Annotated in this window: 22 protein-coding genes and 1 tRNA gene; 10 read left to right on the top strand and 13 right to left on the bottom strand. The window is 63.2% G+C overall.

Going from position 1 to position 24,760, the window contains the following annotated elements:
• The first annotated feature begins 97 nt into the window (after positions 1–97).
• From NUH86_RS06140 to hflX, 4 genes are all read left to right on the top strand, one after another.
• On the top strand, positions 98–2,362 hold the full coding sequence (locus tag NUH86_RS06140) for an ATP-binding protein (protein WP_267251612.1): 2,265 nt from the start codon (positions 98–100) through the stop codon (positions 2,360–2,362).
• Positions 2,352–3,725 (top strand): sigma-54-dependent transcriptional regulator, encoded by a 1,374-nt coding sequence (locus NUH86_RS06135; protein WP_267251611.1) that lies wholly within the window; start codon positions 2,352–2,354, stop codon positions 3,723–3,725. The genes NUH86_RS06140 and NUH86_RS06135 overlap by 11 nt, the downstream gene beginning before the upstream one ends.
• Positions 3,726–3,868: 143 nt before the next feature.
• Positions 3,869–4,363: an RNA chaperone Hfq gene (hfq, locus tag NUH86_RS06130; protein ID WP_267251610.1), complete on the top strand. Its 495-nt coding sequence runs from the start codon at positions 3,869–3,871 to the stop codon at positions 4,361–4,363.
• Positions 4,364–4,428: 65 nt separating this feature from the next.
• Positions 4,429–5,760, top strand: coding sequence for a GTPase HflX (hflX, locus tag NUH86_RS06125; RefSeq protein WP_267251609.1), 1,332 nt, complete (start codon positions 4,429–4,431; stop codon positions 5,758–5,760).
• A 12-nt stretch (positions 5,761–5,772) separates the two neighbouring features.
• Here hflX and mazG read toward each other — a convergent pair whose 3' ends face one another.
• From mazG to NUH86_RS06070, 11 genes are all read right to left on the bottom strand, one after another.
• Positions 5,773–6,561, bottom strand: coding sequence for a nucleoside triphosphate pyrophosphohydrolase (gene mazG, locus NUH86_RS06120; protein WP_267251608.1), 789 nt, complete (start codon positions 6,559–6,561; stop codon positions 5,773–5,775).
• Between the two features lie 257 nt (positions 6,562–6,818).
• A complete protein-coding gene (locus NUH86_RS06115) occupies positions 6,819–8,234 on the bottom strand; it encodes an ISNCY family transposase (protein ID WP_267252040.1) in 1,416 nt (471 codons plus the stop codon).
• 155 nt (positions 8,235–8,389) lie between these two features.
• The gene (locus tag NUH86_RS06110; RefSeq protein WP_267251607.1) at positions 8,390–9,697 is read right to left on the bottom strand and encodes an MFS transporter; all 1,308 of its coding nucleotides are present in this window, start codon (positions 9,695–9,697) and stop codon (positions 8,390–8,392) included.
• Positions 9,694–10,317 carry a retropepsin-like aspartic protease family protein gene (locus tag NUH86_RS06105; protein ID WP_267251606.1) on the bottom strand — a complete coding sequence of 208 codons (624 nt, stop codon included), beginning with the start codon at positions 10,315–10,317 and terminating at the stop codon, positions 9,694–9,696. Before NUH86_RS06105 ends, NUH86_RS06110 begins: the two co-directional genes overlap by 4 nt.
• Positions 10,318–10,335: 18 nt before the next feature.
• Positions 10,336–11,115 carry an MBL fold metallo-hydrolase gene (locus NUH86_RS06100; protein ID WP_267251605.1) on the bottom strand — a complete coding sequence of 260 codons (780 nt, stop codon included), beginning with the start codon at positions 11,113–11,115 and terminating at the stop codon, positions 10,336–10,338.
• Positions 11,112–11,885, bottom strand: coding sequence for a TatD family hydrolase (locus tag NUH86_RS06095; RefSeq protein ID WP_267251604.1), 774 nt, complete (start codon positions 11,883–11,885; stop codon positions 11,112–11,114). Before NUH86_RS06095 ends, NUH86_RS06100 begins: the two co-directional genes overlap by 4 nt.
• A gap of 4 nt (positions 11,886–11,889) precedes the next feature.
• Positions 11,890–13,452, bottom strand: a complete 1,563-nt coding sequence (metG, locus tag NUH86_RS06090) for a methionine--tRNA ligase (RefSeq protein ID WP_267251603.1) — start codon at positions 13,450–13,452, stop codon at positions 11,890–11,892.
• Positions 13,453–13,496: 44 nt separating this feature from the next.
• The gene (locus NUH86_RS06085) at positions 13,497–14,459 is read right to left on the bottom strand and encodes an AAA family ATPase (protein ID WP_267251602.1); all 963 of its coding nucleotides are present in this window, start codon (positions 14,457–14,459) and stop codon (positions 13,497–13,499) included.
• Positions 14,456–15,082: a dTMP kinase gene (gene tmk / locus NUH86_RS06080; protein ID WP_267251601.1), complete on the bottom strand. Its 627-nt coding sequence runs from the start codon at positions 15,080–15,082 to the stop codon at positions 14,456–14,458. The genes NUH86_RS06085 and tmk overlap by 4 nt, the downstream gene beginning before the upstream one ends.
• A complete protein-coding gene (locus NUH86_RS06075) occupies positions 15,079–16,242 on the bottom strand; it encodes a D-alanyl-D-alanine carboxypeptidase family protein (RefSeq protein ID WP_267251600.1) in 1,164 nt (387 codons plus the stop codon). The genes tmk and NUH86_RS06075 overlap by 4 nt, the downstream gene beginning before the upstream one ends.
• Positions 16,243–16,322: 80 nt before the next feature.
• Positions 16,323–17,360, bottom strand: a complete 1,038-nt coding sequence (locus NUH86_RS06070) for a lytic murein transglycosylase (RefSeq protein WP_267251599.1) — start codon at positions 17,358–17,360, stop codon at positions 16,323–16,325.
• Positions 17,361–17,507: 147 nt separating this feature from the next.
• Here NUH86_RS06070 and NUH86_RS06065 point away from each other — a divergent pair.
• From NUH86_RS06065 to NUH86_RS06055, 3 genes are all read left to right on the top strand, one after another.
• Positions 17,508–17,597 (top strand) — tRNA-Ser (locus tag NUH86_RS06065).
• Positions 17,598–17,691: 94 nt separating this feature from the next.
• A complete protein-coding gene (locus NUH86_RS06060) occupies positions 17,692–17,892 on the top strand; it encodes a hypothetical protein (RefSeq protein ID WP_267251598.1) in 201 nt (66 codons plus the stop codon).
• Between the two features lie 272 nt (positions 17,893–18,164).
• Complete coding sequence (locus NUH86_RS06055) at positions 18,165–18,617, top strand: DUF983 domain-containing protein (RefSeq protein ID WP_267251597.1); 453 nt, start codon at positions 18,165–18,167, stop codon at positions 18,615–18,617.
• A 45-nt stretch (positions 18,618–18,662) separates the two neighbouring features.
• On the opposite strand, the gene secA is transcribed toward NUH86_RS06055, so the two are convergent.
• Positions 18,663–21,395, bottom strand: coding sequence for a preprotein translocase subunit SecA (gene secA / locus NUH86_RS06050; protein WP_267251596.1), 2,733 nt, complete (start codon positions 21,393–21,395; stop codon positions 18,663–18,665).
• Positions 21,396–21,721: 326 nt separating this feature from the next.
• Between secA and argJ the strand changes: the two genes are divergently transcribed.
• The 3 genes from argJ to NUH86_RS06035 are packed head-to-tail and all read left to right on the top strand — an operon-like array spanning position 21,722 to position 24,390.
• The gene (gene argJ / locus NUH86_RS06045; RefSeq protein WP_267251595.1) at positions 21,722–22,948 is read left to right on the top strand and encodes a bifunctional glutamate N-acetyltransferase/amino-acid acetyltransferase ArgJ; all 1,227 of its coding nucleotides are present in this window, start codon (positions 21,722–21,724) and stop codon (positions 22,946–22,948) included.
• A gap of 16 nt (positions 22,949–22,964) precedes the next feature.
• On the top strand, positions 22,965–23,762 hold the full coding sequence (locus tag NUH86_RS06040; protein ID WP_267251594.1) for an inositol monophosphatase family protein: 798 nt from the start codon (positions 22,965–22,967) through the stop codon (positions 23,760–23,762).
• Positions 23,763–23,778: 16 nt separating this feature from the next.
• Complete coding sequence (locus NUH86_RS06035; protein WP_267251593.1) at positions 23,779–24,390, top strand: glutathione S-transferase family protein; 612 nt, start codon at positions 23,779–23,781, stop codon at positions 24,388–24,390.
• A gap of 20 nt (positions 24,391–24,410) precedes the next feature.
• On the opposite strand, the gene trxA is transcribed toward NUH86_RS06035, so the two are convergent.
• The gene (gene trxA / locus NUH86_RS06030; RefSeq protein WP_267251592.1) at positions 24,411–24,731 is read right to left on the bottom strand and encodes a thioredoxin TrxA; all 321 of its coding nucleotides are present in this window, start codon (positions 24,729–24,731) and stop codon (positions 24,411–24,413) included.
• Between the last annotated feature and the right edge of the window lie 29 nt (positions 24,732–24,760).

Raw genomic sequence — 24,760 nt, 5'->3', positions numbered from 1 at the left:
ACGGCGGCGACGAACCGAAATTCCTTTTCGACCGGAAGCCCGATACGAGGCAATTACTGTGTTTGATCGGGCACATTAATGTTGTAACCAAGCCACTATGGAAGGCGCAGTGACTCTCCCCACACGGGGCCGGGCGTGGAAAAGATATTTCCCCCTTTTTCTGCGCCGCCGCCTTGCCACGGTGGTGGAGGCGGTGACCCTTGTCCTGTTCCTGGGTATGGCGGGGATCACTTATTTCCTGCTGTCTGGGCAGGGGCAAAGCTACACATTGCTGACGCCGCCGATCGTGGCGTTGCTGCTGGTCGCCAATCTGGTGCCCGCGATCGCGCTGCTGGTGCTGCTGGGGCGGCGGGTGGCGAAGCGGCGCGCCGCGCAATCGGCCATCGGCAGCGACGGGCAGTTGCACGTCCGGCTGGTGGCGATCTTCTCCATCGTCGCCAGCGTGCCGATGCTGCTGGTCGTGATCTTCGCATCGCTGCTGTTCCAATATGGCGTGCAATTCTGGTTTTCCGACAGTGCGCGGGGCATGCTGCAAAATGCGAGCGACCTGGCGCGGGGCTATTATGAGCAGAATCTGCGCGACGTCCGCGACGAAACCGTCACCATGGCGAGCGACCTGCGCGACTATCTGGGCCAGTCCAACGTCTCCAGCCCGCGCTTTGCGGAAGGCTATATCTACCAGGTCGTGACGCGGAAGCTGAACCGGTCCGCGATCATAGAGATCGGCAAGGACGGCGTGGCGCGCACGGCGGCGACGGTCGATCCGGAAAGCCGCCCCGCTTCGGAAATGCTGACGCCCGATGTGGTCAGGCGGCTGGCGTCGGGCGAGGATGTCGTCGTCGCCGCCAAGCCGAACCAGATCGAGGCGGTGACGCTGCTTTATCCCAACGCGAAAATCTATCTCTACGCCACCCGCGATTCCGGTTCGACGGCGTTCAGCAATGTCGAGCGGGCGCAGAAGGTGTTGTCGGATTACGACATTTTTGCCGCACAATCCCGCGCCTTGCAGTTGCGCTTCAACATCATGCTGTTCGTGGGATCGCTGTTGCTGGTGGGCGTGGCGGTCTATATCGCGCTGAAAGTGGCCGACTGGATGGTGCGCCCGGTGAACGAACTGGTGATGGCGGCGCGACGGATCACCGCTGGCGACCTGTCGGCGCGTGTAACGAGTCCGCAGGCGCGGGACGAGATCGGCACATTGGCGTCCGCCTTCAACCGGATGACCCAGCGGCTGGAGGCGCAGACGGGCGCTTTGGTGGCGGCGAACAGCCAGCTTGACGAGCGCCGCGCCTTTATCGAGGCGATCCTGTCGGGCGTGTCGGCGGGTGTGCTGTCGGTCGACCGGGACGGCATCATCCTGTTGCTTAACAGTTCGGCGGCGGACATATTGGTGCGGGAGGGCGACGATCCGGTCGGTCGGCCGCTGACCGACGTGTCGCAGGAACTGGCAGCGCTGATCGCGTCGGAGGAGGATGCGGGGATCGTGCAGATCCGCACCCATGGCGATGTGCGCACGCTGGCGGTCAAGGTGTCGGAGGACGCTTCGCGCCACATCCTGACCTTCGACGATATCACCCAGCAGCTTTCGGACCAGCGCCGCGCCGCCTGGTCCGATGTTGCGCGGCGGATCGCGCACGAAATCAAGAACCCGCTGACCCCCATCCAACTCGCCGCCGAGCGGTTGCAGCGCCGCTATGCCGGGGAAGTGACGAGCGACAAGGCGACCTTCACCCGCCTGACCGGCACTATCGTCCGGCAGGTCGGCGACCTGCGCCGGATCGTGGACGAATTCTCCTCCTTCGCCCGCATGCCCAAGCCGGTGTTCCGGCGGGAGCGGGTGGACGACATCGCCCGGCACGCGCTGTTCCTGCACGAGGTCGCGCACCAGGACATCCGGTTCGAATATCATTCCGTCGACGCCGATGTGGAAATGGTCTGCGACCGGCGGCAATTGGGGCAGGCGCTCACCAACATCGTCAAGAATGCGGTGGAGGCGATAGAGCCAAAGCCCGCCGCCGATGACGGCCAATGCCGCGGCCATGTTTGCATGACGATGGGACATGACGAGGGCAATCTGCTGATCGAGGTGCGGGACGACGGCATCGGCCTGCCCCCGGAGCGCGAGCGCATATTGGAACCCTATATGACCACGCGGACCAAGGGCACGGGCCTGGGCCTCGCCATCGTGAAGAAGATTGTCGAGGAACATATGGGCGAAATCCGCTTCGACGATGCCGAGGGGGGAGGGGCGCGGGTGACTTTGCGCTTCCCCATCGCGGCGCTGGAAAAATTGGAAGAGGGCCAGGTGATCGCCTTGCCCCATGGGAAAACTCCTGGAAAAGTGACGGCCAATGGCGCTTGATATTCTGATAGTCGACGACGAAGAGGACATTCGCGATCTGGTGGCGGGGGTGCTGGAGGATGAGGGCTTCACGACCCGCACCGCCGCCAACAGCGACAGCGCGATCGAGGCGCTGGATTCGCGGCGGCCTTCGCTGGTGCTGCTGGACGTATGGTTGCAGGGGTCGAAGCTGGACGGCCTGGAACTGCTGGACGAGATCAAGCGGCGGGACGCGAGCATTCCGGTGCTGATGATTTCCGGCCATGGCAATATCGACACCGCCGTCGCCGCCATTCGCAAGGGGGCCGCGGACTTCATCGAAAAGCCGTTCGAGGCGGATCGTCTGCTCCATCTGGTGTCGCGCGCGACAGAGACGGAACGGCTGCGGCGGGAAAATCAGGTGCTGCGTGCCCGCTTCGGGCAGGATGACGAGCTGACCGGAACTTCGGCGGCAATCAATTCGGTGCGGGCGACCATCAAGAAGGTGGCGGGCACGGGCAGCCGCGTGCTGATATCCGGCCCGGCGGGCGTCGGCAAGGAAGTCGCGGCGCGCATGCTGCATAGCTGGAGCGGGCGCGCCGATGCGCCCTTCATCATCGTCGCCGCGGCGCGCATGGACCCGGATCGGGTCGAGGAAGAATTGTTCGGCGTCGAAGATCCCAGCGGGCTGGTGCGGCCCGGCTATCTGGAACAGGCCCATGGCGGCACGCTCTATCTGGATGAGATCGCCGACATGCCGCTGACGACGCAGGCGAAAATCCTGCGCGTGCTGACCGACCAGAGCTTTACCCGCGTGAGCGGGCAGCGGCAGGTGAAGGTCGACGTGCGCGTCATTTCCTCGACCGCGCTCAACCTGGCGACGGAGATCGAGGAGCGGCGGTTCCGGGAGGATTTATTCTATCGCCTGAACGTGGTGCCGCTCGTGATCCCGCCTCTGGCCGAGCGGCGCGACGATATTCCACCGCTGGTCGAACATTATCTGGCCCGCTTCGCCGCGGAACGCCGGGTTCCATCGCCGGAAATCGCCAGCGACGCCATGGCTGCGTTGCAGGCCAATGAATGGCCGGGCAATGTCCGGCAATTGCGCAACGTCATCGAACGCACGATGATCCTGGCGCCGGGCGAGCGGATCGGCCGGATCGAACTCGACATGCTGCCCGCCGAACTCACCAGCAATGGCGGTTCGGAGGGGATGGGCCAGTCCGCCATCATGGGCGCGCCGCTGCGCGAGGCGCGGGAAAGCTTCGAGCGGGAATATCTGCGCATCCAGATCAGGCGCTTTTCCGGCAATATTTCCCGCACCGCCACCTTCATCGGCATGGAACGGTCCGCGCTTCACCGGAAGTTGAAGCTGCTGGGCATTACGGACGGCAAGGACGGCTGATCGCGGAAGGGCGCCTTTTACCCATTCAAGGCATGGACGGCTCTTCGCAATTGCGGTAGGTTCCTCCTGCTCCCGACAGGCGGGGGCAGGCAAGACACTCTGCTTAAGAGTGCGAGAGCGGGTAACGTCCCGCCAATAAAGGAATGGTGAAGACCATGGCCGACAAAGTGAACAACCTTCAAGATATTTTCCTGAACAGCCTGCGCAAGAGCAAGACGCCGGTGACCATGTTCCTGGTCAAGGGCGTGAAATTGCAGGGCATCATCACCTGGTTCGACAATTTCTCCGTACTGCTGCGGCGGGACGGCCAGTCGCAACTGGTGTACAAACATGCGATTTCGACCGTCATGCCCGCGCAACCCATGGATCTGACCGATCTGCGCAAGGCCAGCGATGGCAACGGCAAGTCGAAGCTGCTCCAGGAAATCTTCCTGAGCGCGGTGCGCAAGTCCGGCAGCCCCGTCACCATGTTCCTGGTTAACGGCGTCATGTTGCAGGGCGAAATCGCGGCCTTCGACCTGTTCTGCATGCTGCTGGAGCGGGACGGCATGGTCCAGCTTGTCTACAAGCATGCCATCTCCACGGTCCAGCCGTTGCACAATCTCGACCTCTCCGGCGAAGGCGAGGACGGGGATTGATCGCTTTTTCCTTTCCCCGTCGCGCTTCCCATGAAGCGGACGGGGGACCGAAGCGTTAAGAACCCATGGCTGTTTTCAACCGCGATTCCGCTGACGAAGTGTCGCATGGCGCACGCGCCATAGTGGTGCGCGCCGACGTCCATGGTCCGGAGCGCCGCGACAGCGACGCCCGGCTGGAGGAGGCGCGGGGCCTTGCCCTCGCCATCGGCATCGATGTGCGGGCGGCGCAGGCCTTCCGCGTGCGCGACCGCAAGCCGGCAACCCTGTTCGGTAGCGGGCAGGTTGACCAGATCGCGACGCTGGCCCGGATGGAAGAGGCCGAACTGGTCATCGTCGACAATGCGCTCAGCCCCGTGCAGCAAAGCAATCTGGAAAGGGCGACCGAGATGAAGGTGATCGACCGGACCGGATTGATCCTGGAGATTTTCGGGGAACGGGCCGCGACCAATGAGGGGCGGCTTCAGGTCGAACTGGCGCATCTCGACTATCAGGCGGGGCGGCTGGTGCGTAGCTGGACCCACCTTGAGCGGCAGCGCGGCGGCTTCGGTTTTCTGGGCGGCCCCGGCGAAACGCAGATCGAGGCCGACCGCCGGATGATCCGCGACAGGATGGCGAAGATCCGCCGAGAACTGGACCAGGTGACGAAGACCCGTGGGCTACACAGGGCGCGGCGGCAGCGGGCGCCCTGGCCGGTGATCGCGCTGGTCGGCTATACCAATGCGGGCAAGTCGACGCTGTTCAACCGGATGACCGGCGCCGACGTCATGGCCGAGGATCTGCTGTTCGCGACGCTTGACCCCACCATGCGGCAGATCGCCCTGCCGGGGCTGGACAAGGCCATATTGTCGGACACGGTGGGCTTTGTTTCGGACCTGCCGACGCAGTTGATCGCGGCCTTCCGCGCCACCCTGGAAGAGGTGTTGTCGGCCGATCTGATCGTCCATGTCCGCGACATCGCCCATCCCGACAGCGATGCCCAGCGCGACGACGTCATCGACGTGCTCAGCGAATTGGGCGTGGCTGGGGAAGGGGCGCTGGAAGCGGGCGAGGGCCAGGAGCCGCCGCCGATCATCGAGGCGTGGAACAAGCTGGACCTGCTGGACGAGGAAGCGGCGGCGCTGGCGCGGGAGGCGGCGGCGCGGCGGGCTGACGTCGTGATCCTGTCGGCCTTGACGGGCGAGGGGGTGGACGCTCTCCAGCGGACAATCAGTGCGCGGCTGACTTCGGGCGCGCAGGTTCATGCGTTGCGCGTGCCGCTGGCCGACGGCGCGGCGACGGCCTGGCTGCACGAACATGGTGAAGTGATCGCCAGCCGGGCGGATGGCGGGGATATGCTGATGGAAGTAAGGCTGTCGGATTCCGCGCTGGCGCGGTTCCTCAAGCGGCGGGCAAGTTGAGGCCGGCCCGGATCAGGGCCGCTTCAATTGCCGTTTCGCCTGCTGCCACAGGCCTTCCTTCTCATCGAGGGAAAGGGCGGTAAAGCCGTCGCCCGCCAGGCTTTCCATGACGCGGAAGCGCTTGTCGAACTTGGCGTTGGCGGCGCGCAGGGCGACTTCAGGATCGACCTTCCAATGGCGGGCGAGGTTGACGACGGCGAAGAGCAGGTCGCCTATTTCCTCCTCCCGGTCCGCGGGGGAATCCGCCGCCTTCACCTCAGCCAGTTCTTCCTCGATCTTGTCGATGACGCCATCCGTGTCCGGCCAGTCGAATCCCGTGCGGGCTGCCCGTTTCTGGAGCTTTTCGGCGCGGAGCAGGGCGGGCAGCGCGATGGCCACTCCCGCGAGCGCGCTGGCATCGGGTTCCTTGTCCGCACGCTCGGCCGCCTTGATCGCTTCCCATTGGGCATGGCCATCCTTGCGGTCCGTCCCTTCTTCGAAGACGTGCGGGTGGCGGCGGATCATCTTTTCGGTGATGGCGTCGATCACGTCCTGCAGCGCGAAATGACCGCTCTGTTCGGCCATGCGGCTGTGAAAGGCGACCTGGAGGAGCAGGTCGCCAAGCTCGTCGCGCAACCCCGCCATATCGTCGCGTTCGATGGCGTCGGCGACCTCATAGGCTTCCTCGATCGTATAGGGAGCGATGCTGGCGAAATCCTGTTCGATGTCCCAGGGGCAACCGGTTTCGGGATCGCGAAGCCGCGCCATGACATTGGCGAGCGGCATGATGTCGGCGGGACTCGCCTTGCTGGAGGAAGACATGCGGGATCCTGGATTGACGAGATGACATGGAGGGATAGGGCTTCAAGGGGGGAAAGGCCAGCCCCGCCCATCTGTATCTGTGTTCGCACCGGATAGAGAAGACACTATCTGCCCCCGATAGAAATGACACCTCTTGATCACAGCAGGGGCTGCGTGGAGCCCTCGGGATAGCGCAGCGCAGACCCTGCTGATGGCGTAACAGTGGTGGGGAAGGGCACGGACCCGCTGCGACGGCAGCGGGCTCGGTCAGAACCGCTTTAGCGCGCCTTCACGAACTCGAGCGTGCCGCGCGCCCGTAATTCCGCCTGGCTGAGCCGGGGACGACGTTTGAGCTTGGCCCCACCCAACCGACGCCCATCGATCTTCACCGGCACCTCCGGTTCCGGGAACAGATGCATTGGCTGGTCGCGGCGAGCAGGGGCATAGTTGTTCCGCTGCCGATGATGCGGCGCGACCGCTTGGATCTCTTTTGCTAGCGCCAGTGCCGCGTCGAGATGCTTGTTATCGACGATGGCAGGTTGATTGATCCGGGGCATCTTGTCGAACAGGCTATAGGGAAGGGAGCGCCCCTCGTGGCGGATCTCGACTGTGCCGTCAGGATATTCACAGACATCCACGCGCTTGCGCACCAGTTCCTTGCTGATCGGGTTCGGCTCCAGAAGGAACAGCACTTTGTTATAGTGCAGCGTCAGCGCGGCCGTGACCGTCCGCTGTTCGCGCCAGACCATGACGGAGTGCAGATCATCCCGCAGTGCCAGAGGGCGGTGTAGATCACGACTGTCTGCGGCCGGACGAGCGAAGCGCGCATTGTGCCCAACCATGTAGCTCGGCAGAAAGACGTTCGCTTCTTCGATCGACGAGATACCTTCCAGGCGCATCGCTTTGATCAGGCGGTCCTGCAATGTGCCGTTCGCCCGCTCGACCCGGCCCTTGGCTTGGGGTGAGTTGGCGCAAATGATCTCGATGTTCAGCGCATCGAGCGCGCGCCCGAAATGCGTCATGCCGTCACCCTTGGCGGTCGCTTTAGCGTTGCGGAAGACCGTGTGCTTGTCGGAATAAAAGGCCACCGGCTTGCCGTGCCGCTCGATATATTCGCGCGTCGCTTCCATGTAGGAGAAGGTGCTTTCGCTCTCGACCATCTTGAGGTGCATCAACTCGCTGGTCGCGTCGTCTATGTAGACGAGCAGCGTGCATCGCGGTCCGCGATCCTCAAACCATTCATGATCCGAGCCGTCGATCTGGATCAGCTCGCCACGACACTCCCTGCGGTGGCGCGGTTGATATGGGCGAGACCGGCGAGCTGCGCGATCCTGCCACAGACCAGCCTCAATCATCATCTGCCGCAATGTCTCACAGCCCACCGCGATATCGTGGCGCTCCGCCAGATACTCACGCGCCAGGGTCGGTCCAAAATCCGCATAATGCTCGCGGACCAGTGACAGGATCCGCTCGCGAAAGGCATTGCTGTGACGTCGGTTGCTCGGCCGACCACGTTTGCGCGACACCAGGCCTGAAGCGCCTTCAACTCGGAGACGTTCAAGCAACCGGAAAATCTGCCGGCGCTTCAAGCCCAGCAACGTCGCCGCATCCTCAACCCGAAGTTCGCCGCGGTCCACGCGCGACAATGTGTCAAACCGCGAAAGCTCGCCATGGCTCATCGCCACCACCGTCATAAGCGCGTCCTCCCGAACTGCCAGGAGGACCATGCCACCGGACTCTGCTAAGGACGCCCGAGGGTGTCATTTCTATCTAGCAGAGGGGTGTCATTTCTATCCGGCGCTTACATTCAAATAGTTCGATAATAAGGATTATGTTAAATTATTCCGGATCAATCTTCCAATATCCGGCTGTGCCGCTGGGTATCGCGCATCCGGATATAGACGACCAACGATATGCCGATCATCACCGTGACGTAGATATAAAATGCCTGCTCCATCCCGATCTGCTTGAACCAGAGCGCGACGAATTCGGCTGTCCCGCCGAACAAGGTGTTGGCCAGCGCATATGGCAGCGCGACGCCCAGCGCCCGGATATGGGCCGGAAAAAGCTCCGCCTTCACGACCGCGTTGATCGAGGTGTAGCCCGTCACGATGATCAGCCCGGCCATGACCAGCAGTCCCGCCGTTAACGGGTCTTTGGTGACGGCCAGCGTCGCGAAGATCGGATAAGTGCCGGTCACGCCCAATATGCCAAAGCCGATCATCAGCGGCTTTCGGCCGATGCGGTCGGAAAGAGCACCCGCAAGGGGTTGAATCAACATGAAAAGAAACAGCGTTATCCCATTGATTTGGGAGGCTGTTTCTCGGCTGAGGCCACTGGTGTTGACCAGGAATTTCTGCATGTAGATGGAATAGGCATAAAAAGCGATGGTGCCGCCCGCCGTCAGCATCATCACCGTCAGCGTTTCGCGGGGATGGCGGGTGATGAGTTCGATGAAGCCCGATTTGGGCGCGCCCTGCGCCTTGGCGACGGCAAAGCTCTGGGTTTCGGAAAGGCCGCGCCGCAGCCAGAAGACGATGACGGCCAACCCCCCGCCGATCAGGAATGGAATGCGCCATCCCCAAGCGTCCAGTTCGGCTTCGCTCAACATCGCCTGGAGCAGCAGCAGGACGCAAATGGCGACCAACTGACCCGCGATCAGTGTGACATATTGGAAGCTGGAGTAAAAACCGCGCCGGTTGCGGCCCGCCATTTCGGACAGATAGGTCGCGCTGGCGCCATATTCCCCGCCGATGGAAAGCCCCTGCATCAACCGCGCCAGCACCAGTAGCAAGGGCGCGCCTACCCCAATCGTTTCATAGGATGGCGTGACCGCGATCAGCAGCGACCCAGCGCACATCAACGCGACCGACAGCGTCAGGCCGCTCTTCCGGCCATGGCGGTCGGCATAGACGCCCATCAGCCAGGCGCCGATCGGCCGCATCAGGAAGCCCACCGCGAAAACGCCTGCGGCGCTCAGCAACTGGGCCGTGCGGTCCTCGCTTGGGAAGAAATGCTGGGCGAAATAGAGGGTGAAAGACGAATAGGCGTACCAGTCATACCATTCGACCAGATTGCCGGTGGACCCGCCGATAATAGCCTTCAGGCGTTGGCGCTGATCGGGCGTTGCAATGGATGCTGCAATGGATGACGTCATGGGGTCAGCACCATTTCCTTATCCTGCACACCCCAGCTTTTCAGCCGCGACAACATGTTCATTCCGATCACATTGACGTCGCCGAAGGCTGGCGAAACGACGATGTCGAGGTCGCTGGCGCGGATCGGGCCGATGGCTAATGTCGCTATGGTGGAGCGTTTTGCGTCGATCTTGCCGTTGGCGGTCATCATGCTGACATCGGGGGTGTTCAGATCGAAATTGAGGCCGGCCGCCCGGGCCGAGGTCACGGACAGGGCGGTGACGCTGGCGCCGCTGTCGATCAGGAAACGGGTCGGCGTGCCGTTGACGGCCCCCTCCACCCAATAATGACCGTCAGGCGCGATGGGAATGCGCAACGCTTGCCCTTCCACCCGCGCCGGAGGTGCGTCGTCGCTTGCCAGGGATGCGGGCGCACCCCCTTCCCCATCCAGGCGGCCGGAAAACAAGCCGAATTTCTCGCCGGTCTTGAACAGGCCAAGCAGCGCGGCAAAGATGACGATCCAGAGTATCGCCATCCGCATGAGGCCGCCCGACGGCACGCGCCGGGCCAACAGGGCCGATCCGACCAGGACAAGCGCCAGCACATACCAGAGACTGGACATCGCCTGATCGCCATCCATGCCCCCGGCCCCCGCTTTCTAAGCCTTGCCCACTATCGCCACCAGTCCGTCATAGCCCGGTTCCACCCCTTCCGGGAGTGTCCGGCACAAGCTGGCATAGTCCATGCTCTGGTCCATATGGATCAAGATGGCCCGTCGGGGCCGCACCGCCTGGATGGCATCCAGGGTCAGCGCCAGATGGGCGTGGGTCGGATGCGGCCTTTCGCGCAGCGCATCGACCACCCAAATGTCCAGCCCATCGTAAAGCGCCAGCATATCGGCAGTCATATCATGAAAATCAGTAGCATAGCCGATGGAGTGGCCATCATATGTGAAGCGGAACCCGGTGGAGAAAATCTCGCCATGGGGCTGGTCGGTGCAGGCGATGCCGATGTCTCCGATACGCAGGCCATCGGGCAGCGCATGGGGTTCGATTGTCGGGCGATAGCCATGCCGCCCCTCAAAGGCATAGCCGAAGCGTTCCCGCAATAATTTGAGCGTCTGCGGACGCGCATAGCCGGGCACCGGCGTCCCGCGATGGTGGTAGAGCTGGCGGACATCGTCCAGCCCATGACTATGGTCGGCATGGTCATGCGTCCACAGGATCGCGTCGATCTGGACCACGTCCGCCGCCAGAAGCTGCGCCCGCATATCCGGCGAAGTGTCGATCAGCAGCCGCGTCGTCGGACTTTCGACCAGGATGGATGCGCGGGTGCGCCGGTTCTTCGGCTCGTCAGGATCGCAGGCGCCCCAGTCATTGCCGATCCGGGGAACGCCCGAAGAGGTGCCGCTGCCCAGGATGGTGAGCTTGAGGCTCATGCCGCCTTGCTGAAAAGCTTGCGGAAATTGGCCGACGTCGCTTCGGCCAATTGCTCGACGCTCTCGCCCCGCAGATTGGCCAGGAAACGGGCGGTATCGGCCACGAAAGCGGGTTCGCAGGACTTGCCGCGATGGGGCACGGGCGCGAGGAAGGGAGAGTCGGTTTCGACAAGCAACCTGTCAAGCGGCAGGCGCGCCGCGGTTTCCTGCAAATCCCTGGCGTTCTTGAAGGTCACGATACCGGAAATGCTGATATAGAAACCCAGTTCCATCGCGCTATCCGCAAAGGCGCCGCTGGCGGTGAAGCAGTGGATGACGCCGCCATAGGCCCCCTTCCCCATTTCATCGCGCATGATGGCGATCGTATCCTCCTCCGCATCGCGGGTGTGGACGATCAACGGCAGGCCGGTTTCGCGAGACGCCGCGATATGGGAGCGGAAGCTGCGCTGCTGCCGTTCACGGTCGCTATGGTCGTAATAATAATCGAGGCCGGTTTCGCCTATGCCCACGATCCGCGGATGGGCCGCTCGCTCGACCAGCTTGGCGGTGTCGACATGCGGATGTTCGTCCGCCTCATGCGGGTGGATGCCGACGGTCGCCCACACATCGGGTTCGCGCAGCGCCGTTTCCAGCACGGCATCCCACTCGCTTTCACGGGTGGCGATGTTCAGCATCAGGCTGACGCCAGCGTCACGCGCACGTTCAAGCACATTCTGCTGATCCTCGATCAACCCTTTGTAATTCAAATGGCAATGGCTGTCGATCAGCATGGTTTCAGGTCTCTTCGGCAGGCAGTTCGAGGCGCGGGAAAAGCGGCTTGGGCGCACCGAGGATGAAGCCCGTGGCGCGCAGCTTCGCATACCAGTCGCTGCCGATGGCGGCATAGCTCCGCCCTTCCCCGGTCATGCCCATCTGGTCAAGCAGGGCAGAGGCGCTGGCCGGGATGATCGGCTGGATCATGATGGCGAGATGGGCAATGGCTTCGTAGAGCGTGGCGAGCACGGCCTCCATCCGGGCGGGATCGGTCTTGCGGAGCGTCCAGGGCGCCTGCGCGTCGATATAGGCGTTGCAGGCGAAGACCGCCCGCATCCATGCCTCTATGGCGGTCGAAGGCGCAAGGTCAGCCATGGCGGCCTGAAAGCCTTGCGCAGCTTTAGCGATGGTGTCGAGAAGGTTGCGGTCAACATCCTGCGCCGCCGGTTCGGGCAGGCGGCCTTCGAGATTTTTGGCGATGAAGCTCAGCGTCCGCTGGGCGAGGTTGCCGAAACTGTTGGCGAGGTCGCTGTTGGAACGCCCGACGATCGCTTCCGCGCTGTAGCTGCCGTCATTGCCGAAGGTGACCTCCGACAGCAGGAAATAGCGCAACTGATCCACGCCGAAACGATCCGCCAGTTCCATCGGATCGGCGACATTGCCCAGGGATTTCGACATCTTCTCCCCCCGGTTGAGGAGAAAGCCGTGACCGAAAACCTGCTTGGGCAAGGGCAGCTTCGCGCTCATCAGGAAGGCTGGCCAGTAAACCGTATGAAAACGCACGATATCCTTGCCAATGATGTGCGTGATGTCGCCGCCCTCCGACCAGTAGCGGGCCATCCGTTCGGCGTCGTCGGGATAGCCGCAACCTGTGAGATAATTGGTCAGCGCATCGACCCACACATACATGACGTGGCCGTCGCTGCCCGGCACCTTCACGCCCCAGTCGAAGCTGGTGCGCGAAACGCTGAGATCGGAAAGGCCGCCTTCGACGAAGCGCATGATCTCATTGCGGCGGCTGTCCGGCTGAACGAAATCCGGCTGGCTGGCGTAGAGGTCCAGCAGCTTCTGCTGATAGGCGGACAGGCGGAAGAACCAGCTTTCCTCGACAGTCCATTCGACCGGCGTTCCCTGGGGCGATAGCTTCTGCCCACCCTCCCCGTCGGTCAGTTCCTTCTCGTCGTAAAAGGCTTCGTCGCGGACCGAATACCAGCCCTCATAGCGGCCCAGATAAAGGTCGCCATTGGCCTCCATCGCCTGCCATATGGCCTGGCTGGCGCGGTGGTGATCCGGCTCGCTGGTGCGGATGAAACGATCATAGCTGATATTCAGTCCGTCGTTCATAGCTTTGAAATAGCTTGCCATTTCATCTGCAAGATCGCGTGGTTCCATATCCCGGTTGCGGGCCGTCTGGGCCATTTTCAGGCCATGTTCGTCCGTGCCGGTCTGGAAGAAGACGTCGCGGCCCATCATCCGCTGGAAACGGGCGAGCGCGTCGGTGGCGATCACTTCATAGGCATGGCCGATATGCGGGCGGCCATTGGGGTAGCTGATGGCGGTGGTGATGGTATAGGGCTTGGACATGCGGCCTTCCCTAGCGGTTGTTCGCCCTTGCGCAAAGCCGCTTTTCAGCGCGCCAGCGCCGCGACATGCCCGGCCAGTTCGAACACCACCGCGCCCGGTTCCAGCGACAGGATGATGGCGCCGCCGGCAAGCTGGCGAGCGGCCTCCCAATGGCCGAGCGCCTTGCCAAGATCGCTTCCCCGCCGCTGCCGCGCCGCCTCCGCAATGAAGGCAGGCGCGCGTTCGAGAAAGGCTTCATAACGGGGCCGGGCAGCCTTCGACGCCAGCGCCTTGGACAGGATCAGGCGTTTACGGTTGCCGGGGTCGCCGTCAGCCGCGATGGCGGCAAGCGACTGTTCGATATCCGCGATGTTCAGGCCCGCATAGCGCAACGCCTTGCCGGGTGAACCCTCCCCCGCGTGGATCAGGGCGTCCAACTCCTTCGCCGGCAGCGCTTCGTCCGCAGTACGCAATATGGTCCGCATGGCATCGTCGCTCAGCGCGTCGAAGCGCAGCGTGCGGCAGCGGGAACGGATGGTCGGCAGCAGGCGGCCGGGCGCATGGCTGACCAGCAGGAAAAGCATGTCGGCGGGCGGCTCTTCCAGATTCTTGAGCAGCGCGTTGGCGGCCCCGCGCTCCAGATCGTCGGCGCTGTCGATCACCACGATCCGGCGGGAGGACATGGAAGGAGCCGATTGGATCAGCCGCTGGAGGCTGCGGATCTGGTCGACCGTGATGTTGCGCGCCGTGCCGCTTTCCTTTTCCAGGCAATAGAGGTCGGCATAGTCGGGATGCGCTTCGGCTTCGAACAGGCGGCGGATCGGGTGATCCTGCGGCACGTCCAGCCCTTCGCCCGAAACCGGCGGCCCGGCGGCTTCGGCCAGCAGGCGCAGCGCGATGGCGCGGGCGAAGCTGGCCTTGCCGATGCCCCAAGGCCCGGTCAATATCCAGCCATGATGCAGACGGCCGCTCCGCGCCGCGCCCAGCAATGTGCGCGCTTGTTCGTCATGGCCGAGAAGTGACGTCATGGCAGCAGGTCTTGCAGCGCATGCAGCAGGCGTTCCGTCACGGCTGCGCTGTCGCCCGACGCATCGACCGCGACGAAGCGCGCGGGTTCCTGCCCGGCAAAGCGGGTGAAAGCGCTGGCGACCGCCTGATGAAAATATTGGTCCCGCCCGCCGATCCGGTCGGACACATCGCCGTCGCGGGACCGGGCGCGCGCCGTCGCTTCCGCCTCCGGCAGGGTGAGGAAGAGGGTGCGGTCGGGCAAAAATCCTTCGCTGCCGATCCGGTGGAGCGCCAATATGTCAGCATCGGTCAGATCGCCCATGCCCTGATAGGCCCGGCTGCTGTCCAGAAAGCGGTCGGACAGCACCCATGCGCCGCGATCCAGCGCGGGGCGGATCGTCTTTTCGACATGATCGGCGCGGGCAGCCGCGAACAGCAGCGCTTCGGCGCGGGGATTCCAGCGATCCGCGCCGCCGGTCAGCAGCAATGCACGAATGGCCTCCGCCCCTTCGCTGCCGCCGGGTTCGCGGGTTTCGACGACCTCCAGCCCGCGCCCGCGCAAGGCTGCGGCAAGCGCCTTGATCTGGGTGGACTTGCCAGCGCCCTCCCCGCCTTCCAGAGAGATGAAGCGACCTTGCGTCACCCGAAGAACGACTTCAGCCCGTTCCACAAGCGGCCGAAAATGCCCGCTTCGGAGATGTCCTCACCCGCGACCAGCGGCAGGATCTGCGGCGGCGTGTCGGGGGTGGAGATGATGAGCTGGGCGATCTTCTGCCCCTTGACGATGGGCGCCTTGATCGGGCCGGTATAGGCGACCTTGACCGAAATGTTGGACGACGCCGCACGGGGCAGCGTCACGGCCATGTCCTGCGGCGCGACCAACGCGACCTGGGTGGCGCTGCCAAGCTGGACTTCGGCGGTTTCCACCGTCTGCCCCTTCTTGAACAGCGGCTGCGCCTTCCATGCGCGGAAGCCCCAGTCCATGAAGCGCACGGATTCGGCGATGCGCTGATTGGCGCTGGTCAGGCCAGCGACGACCATCACCAGACGGCGCCCCTCCTGCTCGGCCGATCCGGTGAAGCCATAGCCTGCCTCCTGAGTATGGCCGGTTTTCAGCCCATCGGCGCCCGCGACCTTGCCCAGGATCGGATTGCGATTGCCCTGTTCGATGTCCGCGCCGCCCATCGTCTTGCCCCAGGTGAAGGCGCGGGTGGAGTAGAATTTCTTGTAAAGATTGGGGGTTTCCTCAATCGTCGCTTCGGCCAGGTTTGCAAGGTCGGCGGCGGTCACATAGGTCACGCCTTCGTCGGGCCAGCCGTTGCTGGTGCCGAAATTGCTGTTCTTCAGGCCAAGCCGCTTACCCTCCTGATTCATCAGCGCGACGAAGGCCTGTTCGGTCCCGGCAATGCCCTCCGCCAGCACGACGCAGGCGTCATTGCCCGAAAGGGTGACGATGCCATGCAGCAGATTTTCCACCGACACCTGCTCGCCGGGGGAAAGGAACATGGTCGAACCGGCCTGCGGGCCATGCCATTGCTGCCAGGTTTCCGGACGGACGGTGAATTTCTGGTCGAGTTTCAGATCGCCCTTCTGGATCAGGCGGAAGGCGACGTGAACCGTCATCATCTTCGCCATGGAAGCGGGCGGAATCCGCGTGTCGCCGCCCTTGTTATAGAGGACCGCGCCCGACGACATGTCCTTCAGATAGGCGATTGGCGCTTCGCTGGTATAGGGCGGCGCGGCGGCGGTCAGCGGCTGGGTCAGCAACCCGACGAAAAGGAGGGCGGCGACGGACTTCTTCATGCGGGACTGCCTTCGGACTGGTGGATTCTTCGAGTGCCTTGCGCTTTCATTAGCCATGAGAGGGGCAATCTCAAAGCGCTCTATTGCTTCACTGCATCGGCCAGCAGGCCGACCGACAGGGCGTAGAAGTTCGAACAATTATAATCCAGGACCGCCCGGTAATTGCTGGTGAGCAGATAGGCCGTCTTGCCGGGGCCATCGGGTTCCAGCAGCGTCGCCAGCACCCTGTCGGCGGGCCAGCTTCCACTGGCCGGAACAATCCCCATACGCCGCCATTCGGCCATGCTGAGCCATCGGCTATGCCGGTTGAACACGCGCTCGCAACGGGCCGGCCTGGTGCGCACGGCAATGCCGTTGCGATCAAGACCGGCGGGCACGGACACCGCAATGCCCCAGGGCTGACCCCGCCGCCATCCGGCATGGACGAAATAATTGGCGATGGACGCGAGCGCGTCGGCTTCACTGCTCCATATGTCGACCCGGCCGTCGCCGTCGCCGTCCTTGCCCAGACGCAGGTAAACGCTGGGCAGGAATTGCGGATAGCCCGTCGCCCCCGCCCAACTGCCCACCAGGCGGCTGCGCGGGACGCCATTGTCCAGCATTTTCAGCGTCGCCAGCAATTCCGGCTCGAACAATGTGCGGCGTCGCCCTTCATAGGAAAGGGTCGCGAGCGAACGGATCAGGTCGAAATCGCCGGTATAGGAACCATAGTTGGTTTCATGGCCGTAAATGGCGACCATGATTTCCTCCGGCACGCCGGTTTCCGCCTCGATCCGGGCGAGCCGGGCGCGATTGACGAGATAGGCGGCGCGGCCCCGGCCAATGCGCGCCGCATCGACATGTTGGCGGCGATAAGGTTCGAAATTGGGGATGGGCGCATAGGCGCCGCCGCCGGGCTGGTTCTGGTCGAGCTGGATCACGCGCGGATTGGGCGTCAGGGTGGGGAATACACTGTTCAGCGTCGTATCCCGAATCCCCATTGCGCGCGCCTTCGGCCGCAGGGACTCCAGATAGGCGCGAAAGGCGGGATCTTCCTGCGCCATGACGCTGTCTGCCGTCAGGCTGCCCGCCATGACGGCGGCAAGTGCCAGCAATAGCCACAAGATCGACGAACGCATTGAAGAATCTCCCTATCCCCTTTTGTTGCACAGGGATGTCGCGGCGTGAATCCCCTTATTGCCGCAAGGCGCCATTCCGCCGACGAAAGCGCCTGCCGCGATTTTGCGCTTGGCATGGCCGCCCGGTTCGCTAGGAAGCGTGGCGACGGACAGGTGGCCGAGTGGTTTAAGGCAGCGGTCTTGAAAACCGCCGTGGGTGCAAGCCCACCGTGGGTTCGAATCCCACCCTGTCCGCCATTCCCTCCTCCCAAGATTGGTGAAATTGATCCTGGTTAAAGCGGGACGATTTTCCCGATGCTAGAATCAGCGCGCCTAAACATCGGAGGTGACGATGTCTGCCGATAACGACGCACGCTATCTGTTCCGGCGCGCGAGAGAAGAAAGCGTGAAAGCCGATGCCGCAGCGAAGCGGAGCGCTGCACCGCAGGAAGTCGCGGCTCATCGCGAACTTGCGTTGCGCTATAAAATCAGGGCCTTGGCGATGTCCTGCCCGGATCAGGTTCTGCACGACGCGATGGAAAGAGAATCCTGATCCGCCGACGGGAAGTTTTGCCCGCATCCCGAATCAAAAAAAAGCGCTCCCGGGCAAGGGATAGCCGGGAGCGCGACTTGTTTGCTGTCGGGCATCCAAATCGGACCTTCCATAGTCGGGAGAAAGCTGTTTGGCAATCTACCCAAAGGTGGAATTCCAGCTTTCCGTAACGGAAACCTTCTGACGAAGAATGCGTGCCCTGGGGCAAAAGGCCCAATTGAATATTTTCCCTGCAACAGCGACATTTCAGCCATTGCCGACATGGCATGACGATGGACGACATAGACGGGATTTCAGCGATGCAGCCGGCGACGGAAAATGGTGGGCAATGGAAGCGGCGTTCACCGATCGAGACGGGGGTGCTTGGCCGCTGCCCGCGTTGCGGTGAGGGGCATATCTTCCGTGGGTTCCTGACGGTGCGCGATCATTGCGAGGTCTGCGGGCTGAACTATGACTTCGCCGATCCGGCGGACGGACCGGCCGTGTTCGTGCAGTTGTTCGCCTGCGTGCCCGGCGTGGTGTTCATCATCATGTTGGAGATTTTGGCCCGGCCGGGGCTATGGGTGCATCTGGCCGTCGGCTTGCCAGTGCTGATCCTGACGACGGTGCTGCCGCTGCGGCCGATCAAGGGATGGCTGATCGCCGCGCAATATGTGACCAAGGCGCAGGAAGCCGGCACGGCCCAATTATGGGCGAAATTGCATGGTGACCGGCCCGACGATTAGGGCCTGCCCAAACCAGGCGGACCCGATCCCATGCCGACGGCGCGCTTAACTGAGCGCGCCGTGGCAGTGCTTGTACTTCTGGCCCGAACCGCAGGGGCATGGCGCGTTGCGGCTGATGTCCAGATTGGCGAATTCCCCCGCCTGGCCAGTGCCCACAGGCGGACGTGGCAGGGTCGTGGTGATGCCGCGGATCTGCCCGCCGTCAATGTCCGCGCTATTATCCTCGCCGGAAAAGGGGTCGATATGCGTGGTGATGAAATCGGGCAGGACCGGCAGGTCGAATTCCGGCAGCGGCTCTTCCATGCGGAACTGGACGCGCGCGATCGATCCGGTCACATCCTCCCGGATGTTGCCCAGCATCCTTTCGAACAGGGCGAAGGCTTCCTGCTTATATTCGTTGATCGGCGTCTTCTGCGCATAGGCGCGCAGGTGCACGACCTGGCGGAGCGCGTCGAGGGTCGACAGATGCTCCTTCCAGTGATGGTCCAGGCTCTGGAGCAGGATCGACTTCTCGATCATGTGCCAGTTTTCGGGGTCGAGTTCCTTGACCTTCTCCGCCACGGCTTCGTCGGCCAGCGCGGTCAGCCGTTCCTCGATCATTTCCGGATCGACATGATCCTCCGCCAGCCAGGCGTCGAAGTCAGGCTCCAGGTTCAGCACTTCGGCCGTGCGGGCCTTCAACCGTTCCATGTCCCATTGTTCGGGATAGGTGCCCGGCGGGCAGGATGCGCCGACCAGATCGTTGACCGTCTCATGCCGCATGTCGACGACGACATCGTCCACCGTCTCCGCGTCCATGATGTCGCTGCGCTGTTCATAGATGACCTTGCGCTGGTCGTTCATCACGTCGTCATATTCGACGACCTGCTTGCGGATGTCGTAGTTGCGGGCCTCGACCTTCTTCTGCGCGGTCTCGATGGCCTTGCTGAGCCACTTCGACGGGGGCAGCGCCTCGCCATCCTCCAGGTTTGATCGGATCATCTTCGCGAACATGGTGTCCGGACCGAAGATGCGCATCAGATCGTCGTCAAGGCTGAGGTAGAAGCGCGACAGGCCGGGATCGCCCTGGCGGCCTGAACGGCCACGAAGCTGATTGTCGATACGGCGGCTCTCATGCCGCTCGGTCGCGAGCACGAACAGGCCGCCCGCGGCGAGCACTTCGGCCTTTTCGGCTTCGATTTCGGCTTCGATGCGGGCGATGGCCGCTTCGCGCTCCGGTCCCTCCGGCATGTCGCGCAGTTCGTCCTCGACGCGCATTTCCAGATTGCCGCCCAATTTGATGTCGGTGCCGCGACCGGCCATGTTGGTGGCGATGGTGACGGCGCCCTTGCGGCCCGCCTGCGCGACGATATGCGCTTCGCTTTCGTGGAAGCGGGCGTTGAGGACGGCGTGCTTGACGCCCTCCTGATTGAGGAATTCGGACAGCATTTCCGACTTTTCGATCGACACCGTGCCGACCAGGACCGGCTGACCCTGTTCGGCGTGGACCTTGATGGTCTTGGCGATGCCGCGGAACTTGTCTTCCAGATTTTTGTAGAAACTATCTTCCTCGTCGACGCGCTGCACCGGCCGGTTGGTCGGGATGGTGACGACGTTCATCTTGTAGATTTCGAAGAATTCGGTCGCTTCGGTCGCCGCCGTGCCGGTCATGCCGGCCAGCTTGGGGTACATGCGGAAATAATTCTGGAAGGTGATCGAGGCCAGCGTCTGGTTTTCCGGCTCGATATTCACCGCTTCCTTGGCTTCCACCGCCTGGTGCAGGCCGTCCGACCAGCGGCGGCCATCCATCATGCGGCCGGTGAACTCGTCGATGATGATGACCTTGCCATCCTTGACGATATAATCGATGTCGCGGCGGAACATGGCGTTCGCGCGCAGCGCCTGATTGACATGGTGGACGACGGCTGTGTTCTCGAAATCATAGAGGTTGGCGCCCTGGAGCAGCCCGGCCTCTTCCAGCATGCGCTCGATCTTCTCGGTCCCGTCCTCGGTCAGGGTGACGGTGCGCTGCTTCTCGTCCTTCTCATAGTCGCTTTCGTCAAGCCGCTTCACGATGGCGTCGACGGAGACATAGAGTTCCGACTTGTCATCGGTGGGGCCGGAGATGATCAGCGGCGTGCGCGCTTCGTCGATCAGGATCGAGTCCACCTCGTCGACGATGGCGAAGTTGAAGGGTCGCTGCACCATCGATGCGCGGTCATACTTCATATTGTCGCGCAGATAATCGAAGCCCAGTTCGTTGTTCGTCGCATAGGTGATGTCGGCGTTGTAAGCCTCCCGCCGCTGATCTTCCGACAGGTTCGGCACGATGACGCCGGTGGTGAGGCCGAGGAAGCGATAGACCTGCCCCATCCATTCGCAGTCGCGGCTGGCCAGATAGTCGTTCACGGTGACGACGTGGACGCCCTTCCCCTCCAGCGCGTTCAGATAGGTGGCGAGCGTCGCGACCAGCGTCTTGCCCTCACCCGTGCGCATTTCCGCGATTTCGCCGCGATGGAGCACGATGCCGCCGACCATCTGCACGTCATAATGGCGCTGGCCCAGCGTCCGCTTGGCGGCTTCGCGCACCGTGGCGAAGGCTTCGGGCAGCAGGCCGTCCAGCGTCTCGCCCTGCGCCAGCCTTTCCCGGAATCGCACGGTCTGCGCCGCCAGTTCCTCGTCGGTCATGGCGGAGATGGTGGGTTCGAAAGACGCGATCTGTTCGACGGTCTTGCCCAGCGACTTCACATAGCGGTCGTTGGAGGAGCCGAAAATGGACTTGGCGAGTGCGCCGAACATGCAAGTTCCTGACAAAAGGGGACGCACGCGCCTTAAAGGGCGACGCACGCAGACATGCGCGGCGATTTAGGGGGCGCACGGGCGTTAGTCAATCAGAGCAGGCATGGCGCGACGGCGCAATAAGGGGATTTTCCCCATGCGAACGACAGGGACGGGCGGGATATTGGCGGATCGCGGCCTCCTGTGCCAAAGCCTGAGAAAATGAGAGGCGTTTGACGATGATTTCCAGCCCTGCCCGCGCAAAGTTGCGTGGCGCGACTTTCTTCGTGCCGCCGCCCGTTGCCGTTCGCCGTTGACGGACGGGCATATTGCGCTAAGCGACGGGCATGACAGACCGTTCGCCCCTTGCCCCCGCCGCCTTCCCGGAACTTCCGCCCATTGCGGGCGTCACGGCCCGCGTGGCACGAGCGCGCTACAAGAATTGGGACCGGTGCGACCTCACCTATGTCGAACTGGCCGAGGGAACGGCGGTCGCGGGCGTCACGACGCAGAGCAAATGCCCCTCCCCTGAGGTGGAATGGTGCCGGGACGCCATTCCGCTGGGATCGGCGCGGGCTTTGGTGGTGAATGCGGGCAACGCCAACGCCTTTACTGGCCATCGCGGCCGCGCCGCCGTGGAAGCCATCGCGGCCAAGGTCGCCAATCATCTGGACTGCCAGCCTTCGGACATCTTCATCTCCTCGACCGGGGTGATCGGCGTTCCGCTGCCGGTGGACAAGGCCGAGGCCGGACTGGAAGCCGCCTTCACCGCCGCGCCCTGCGGCTGGGAAGATGCGGCGGCCACCATCGGCACCACCGACACCTATGCCAAGGGCGCCCATGCCTCCGCCATGATCGGCGGCACGCGGGTCGAGCTGGTCGGGATCATCAAGGGTTCCGGCATGATCGCGCCCGACATGGCGACAATGCTGGGCTATATCTTCACCGACGCGGCCATCGACCCCACGCTGTTGCAGCAGATGCTGTCCGCCGCCAACCGGCAGACCTTTTCCTGCATCACGGTCGACAGCGACACCTCTACCAGCGACACGGTGCTGGCCTTTGCGACGGGCAAGGCGGGCAATGCGCCCCTCACCTCCATGGAGGATGCCGGAGCCGATGCCTTCGCGGCGGCGTTGGGCGATCTCTGCCGCCAGCTTGCGCATCTGGTGGTGCGCGATGGTGAGGGCGCGACCAAATTCGTCGAGATCACCGTCGAAGGCGCGGAAAGCGACGCCAGCGCGCATCGCATCGCCCTCTCCATCGCCAATTCGCCGCTGGTGAAGACCGCCATCGCCGGGGAGGACGCCAATTGGGGCCGCGTGGTGGCAGCCATCGGCAAGGCGGGCGAACCTGCGGATCGGGACAAGCTTTCCATCCGCTTCGGCGCGACCCAGGTGGCTTCGCGCGGCCTGGCGGTGGAGGGGTATGACGAAGCGCCGGTGGCGGCGCATCTGAAGGGGCAGGACATTTTGATCGGCGTCGATCTGGGTCTGGGCGAAGGCCGGGCGACGGTTTGGACATGCGACCTGACCCACGGCTATATTTCGATCAACGCGGATTATCGTAGCTGAGAATAGGGCGGAGCCGATGCCGACGGAATTGCACGATCCTGTCGTCGCGCTGATGCGCGAAGTGGCGCGGGACATCGTGATGCCGCGCTACCAGAATCTCGCCAGCCATGAGGTCAGCGAGAAAGCGGCCGACGATTTCGTCACCATCGCGGACAAGGAAAGCGAGATCCGGCTGGCCGAAGGGCTGTCCGCCATCCTGCCGGAGGCGGGCATCATCGGGGAGGAAGCCTGCGCCGCCGATCCGGCGATCCTGGATCGGGCGGGCGATGGCCTCAACTGGTTCATCGACCCGATCGACGGGACGGGCAATTTCGCGGTGGGAAAGCCGCCTTTCGGGATCATGGTCGCGCTGGCCGATGCGGGGACGATCCTGGCGGGCTGGATATTGGACCCGCTGACCGGGCGGCTGTGCCACGCCATTTTGGGCGCGGGCAGCCATATCGACGGCGAACAGGTCTATGCGCGGGAAAGCGGCGAAAAGCTGCCCGTTGCTGCGCTTGCCGTCTATTTCATGAGCGAGGAGGAGCGCGCCGACATCAGACGCCGGTCGGAGGCCAGTTTCCAACTGGTGGATATTCCCCGCTGCGCCGCCGAGCAATATCCGCGACTGGTGCTGGGGCAGAACGACGTTTCGGTCTTTGCGCGCACTTTGCCCTGGGATCATGCGGCGGGAACGCTGTTCCTGAACGAGGCGGGCGGCCGGTGCCAGCGCCTGGACGGATCGCCTTATGTCGTGGGCGATCGGCAGCGCGGCCTGCTGGGGGCTTCGTCCCCGCGTCTTTGGGATCTGGCGGCGGAGCGGCTGTTCCGCTGAAAATGGAAGGACGGATATGCTGACGATCTGGGGACGCCTCAACTCGCATAATGTGAAGAAGGTGGCCTGGTTCGCCGGAGAAATCGGCCTTCCTTATGTTCGCCACGATGTCGGCGGCCAGTTCGGCATGAGCGACGCCTATGTGGCGATGAACCCCAACCGGCTGATCCCGACGATCCAGGATGGCGACGTCATCCTGTGGGAATCCAACGCGATCCTGCGCTATCTGGCGGCACGCTATGCGCCTGAGGCGATGTGGCCCGCCGATCCGGCGGCGCGGGCGCAGGGCGACAAATGGATGGATTGGCAATTCAGCTTCGCCGATGCGCAGCGGGACGCCTTCATGAACCTGATCCGCAGGAAAGCGGAAAATCGAAATGCCGCAGCGGTCGCGAAATCGGCGCGGATATCGGGTGAGGCAATGCTGATCCTCGACCGGGCGCTGGCCCGGCAACCCTGGCTGTCGGGGGCAAGCTTCGGCGTCGCGGACGTGCCGATGGGCACCTATGCCCACAGCTTCTTCACGCTGCAAATGGAGCGGCCCGACGTGCCGCATGTGCGCACATGGTATGACCGGCTGCGCGAAAGGCCGGCTTATGCCGAAACGGTGATGATCCCGCTGACCTGAAGTCGGCCTTTTCCAGACGTTTAAAGAACGCTTTCGATCCAGCCCTTGAGCGCGCTCTTGGGCGCGGCGCCGACCTTCGTCGCGGCGGCTTCGCCATTTTTGAAGAGAATCATCGTCGGAATGCCGCGCACGCCATATTTTCCGGGCGCATCGGGATTTTCGTCGATATTGATCTTCGCGATGACGACCTTGTCAGCCAGTTCTTCCGAAATTTCTTCCAGAGCGGGGCCGATCATCTTGCACGGGCCGCACCATTCCGCCCAGAAATCGACAAGGACGGGCTTGTCAGCATCGATGACGTCCTGCTGGAAGCTGAGGTCGGTGACTGCCTTGGTAGCCATTTTGAATATCTCCTTCGGTTGGCGGGTAT

Origin of the sequence: Sphingobium sp. JS3065, assembly GCF_026427355.1 — a bacterium.
GTDB lineage: Bacteria > Pseudomonadota > Alphaproteobacteria > Sphingomonadales > Sphingomonadaceae > Sphingobium.
This window is presented reverse-complemented; position numbering and strand designations above follow the sequence as displayed.

What these genes read in the sequence shown, in the direction of transcription:
- NUH86_RS06140 (WP_267251612.1), top strand. Translation starts at nt 98, where the DNA reads ATGGAAGGCGCAGTGACTCTCCCCACACGGGGCCGGGCGTGGAAAAGA.
- NUH86_RS06135 (WP_267251611.1), top strand. Translation starts at nt 2,352, where the DNA reads ATGGCGCTTGATATTCTGATAGTCGACGACGAAGAGGACATTCGCGAT.
- hfq (WP_267251610.1), top strand. Translation starts at nt 3,869, where the DNA reads ATGGTGAAGACCATGGCCGACAAAGTGAACAACCTTCAAGATATTTTC.
- hflX (WP_267251609.1), top strand. Translation starts at nt 4,429, where the DNA reads ATGGCTGTTTTCAACCGCGATTCCGCTGACGAAGTGTCGCATGGCGCA.
- mazG (WP_267251608.1), bottom strand. Translation starts at nt 6,561, where the DNA reads ATGTCTTCCTCCAGCAAGGCGAGTCCCGCCGACATCATGCCGCTCGCC.
- NUH86_RS06115 (WP_267252040.1), bottom strand. Translation starts at nt 8,234, where the DNA reads ATGACGGTGGTGGCGATGAGCCATGGCGAGCTTTCGCGGTTTGACACA.
- NUH86_RS06110 (WP_267251607.1), bottom strand. Translation starts at nt 9,697, where the DNA reads ATGACGTCATCCATTGCAGCATCCATTGCAACGCCCGATCAGCGCCAA.
- NUH86_RS06105 (WP_267251606.1), bottom strand. Translation starts at nt 10,317, where the DNA reads ATGGATGGCGATCAGGCGATGTCCAGTCTCTGGTATGTGCTGGCGCTT.
- NUH86_RS06100 (WP_267251605.1), bottom strand. Translation starts at nt 11,115, where the DNA reads ATGAGCCTCAAGCTCACCATCCTGGGCAGCGGCACCTCTTCGGGCGTT.
- NUH86_RS06095 (WP_267251604.1), bottom strand. Translation starts at nt 11,885, where the DNA reads ATGCTGATCGACAGCCATTGCCATTTGAATTACAAAGGGTTGATCGAG.
- metG (WP_267251603.1), bottom strand. Translation starts at nt 13,452, where the DNA reads ATGTCCAAGCCCTATACCATCACCACCGCCATCAGCTACCCCAATGGC.
- NUH86_RS06085 (WP_267251602.1), bottom strand. Translation starts at nt 14,459, where the DNA reads ATGACGTCACTTCTCGGCCATGACGAACAAGCGCGCACATTGCTGGGC.
- NUH86_RS06075 (WP_267251600.1), bottom strand. Translation starts at nt 16,242, where the DNA reads ATGAAGAAGTCCGTCGCCGCCCTCCTTTTCGTCGGGTTGCTGACCCAG.
- NUH86_RS06070 (WP_267251599.1), bottom strand. Translation starts at nt 17,360, where the DNA reads ATGCGTTCGTCGATCTTGTGGCTATTGCTGGCACTTGCCGCCGTCATG.
- NUH86_RS06060 (WP_267251598.1), top strand. Translation starts at nt 17,692, where the DNA reads ATGTCTGCCGATAACGACGCACGCTATCTGTTCCGGCGCGCGAGAGAA.
- NUH86_RS06055 (WP_267251597.1), top strand. Translation starts at nt 18,165, where the DNA reads ATGGACGACATAGACGGGATTTCAGCGATGCAGCCGGCGACGGAAAAT.
- secA (WP_267251596.1), bottom strand. Translation starts at nt 21,395, where the DNA reads ATGTTCGGCGCACTCGCCAAGTCCATTTTCGGCTCCTCCAACGACCGC.
- argJ (WP_267251595.1), top strand. Translation starts at nt 21,722, where the DNA reads ATGACAGACCGTTCGCCCCTTGCCCCCGCCGCCTTCCCGGAACTTCCG.
- NUH86_RS06040 (WP_267251594.1), top strand. Translation starts at nt 22,965, where the DNA reads ATGCCGACGGAATTGCACGATCCTGTCGTCGCGCTGATGCGCGAAGTG.
- NUH86_RS06035 (WP_267251593.1), top strand. Translation starts at nt 23,779, where the DNA reads ATGCTGACGATCTGGGGACGCCTCAACTCGCATAATGTGAAGAAGGTG.
- trxA (WP_267251592.1), bottom strand. Translation starts at nt 24,731, where the DNA reads ATGGCTACCAAGGCAGTCACCGACCTCAGCTTCCAGCAGGACGTCATC.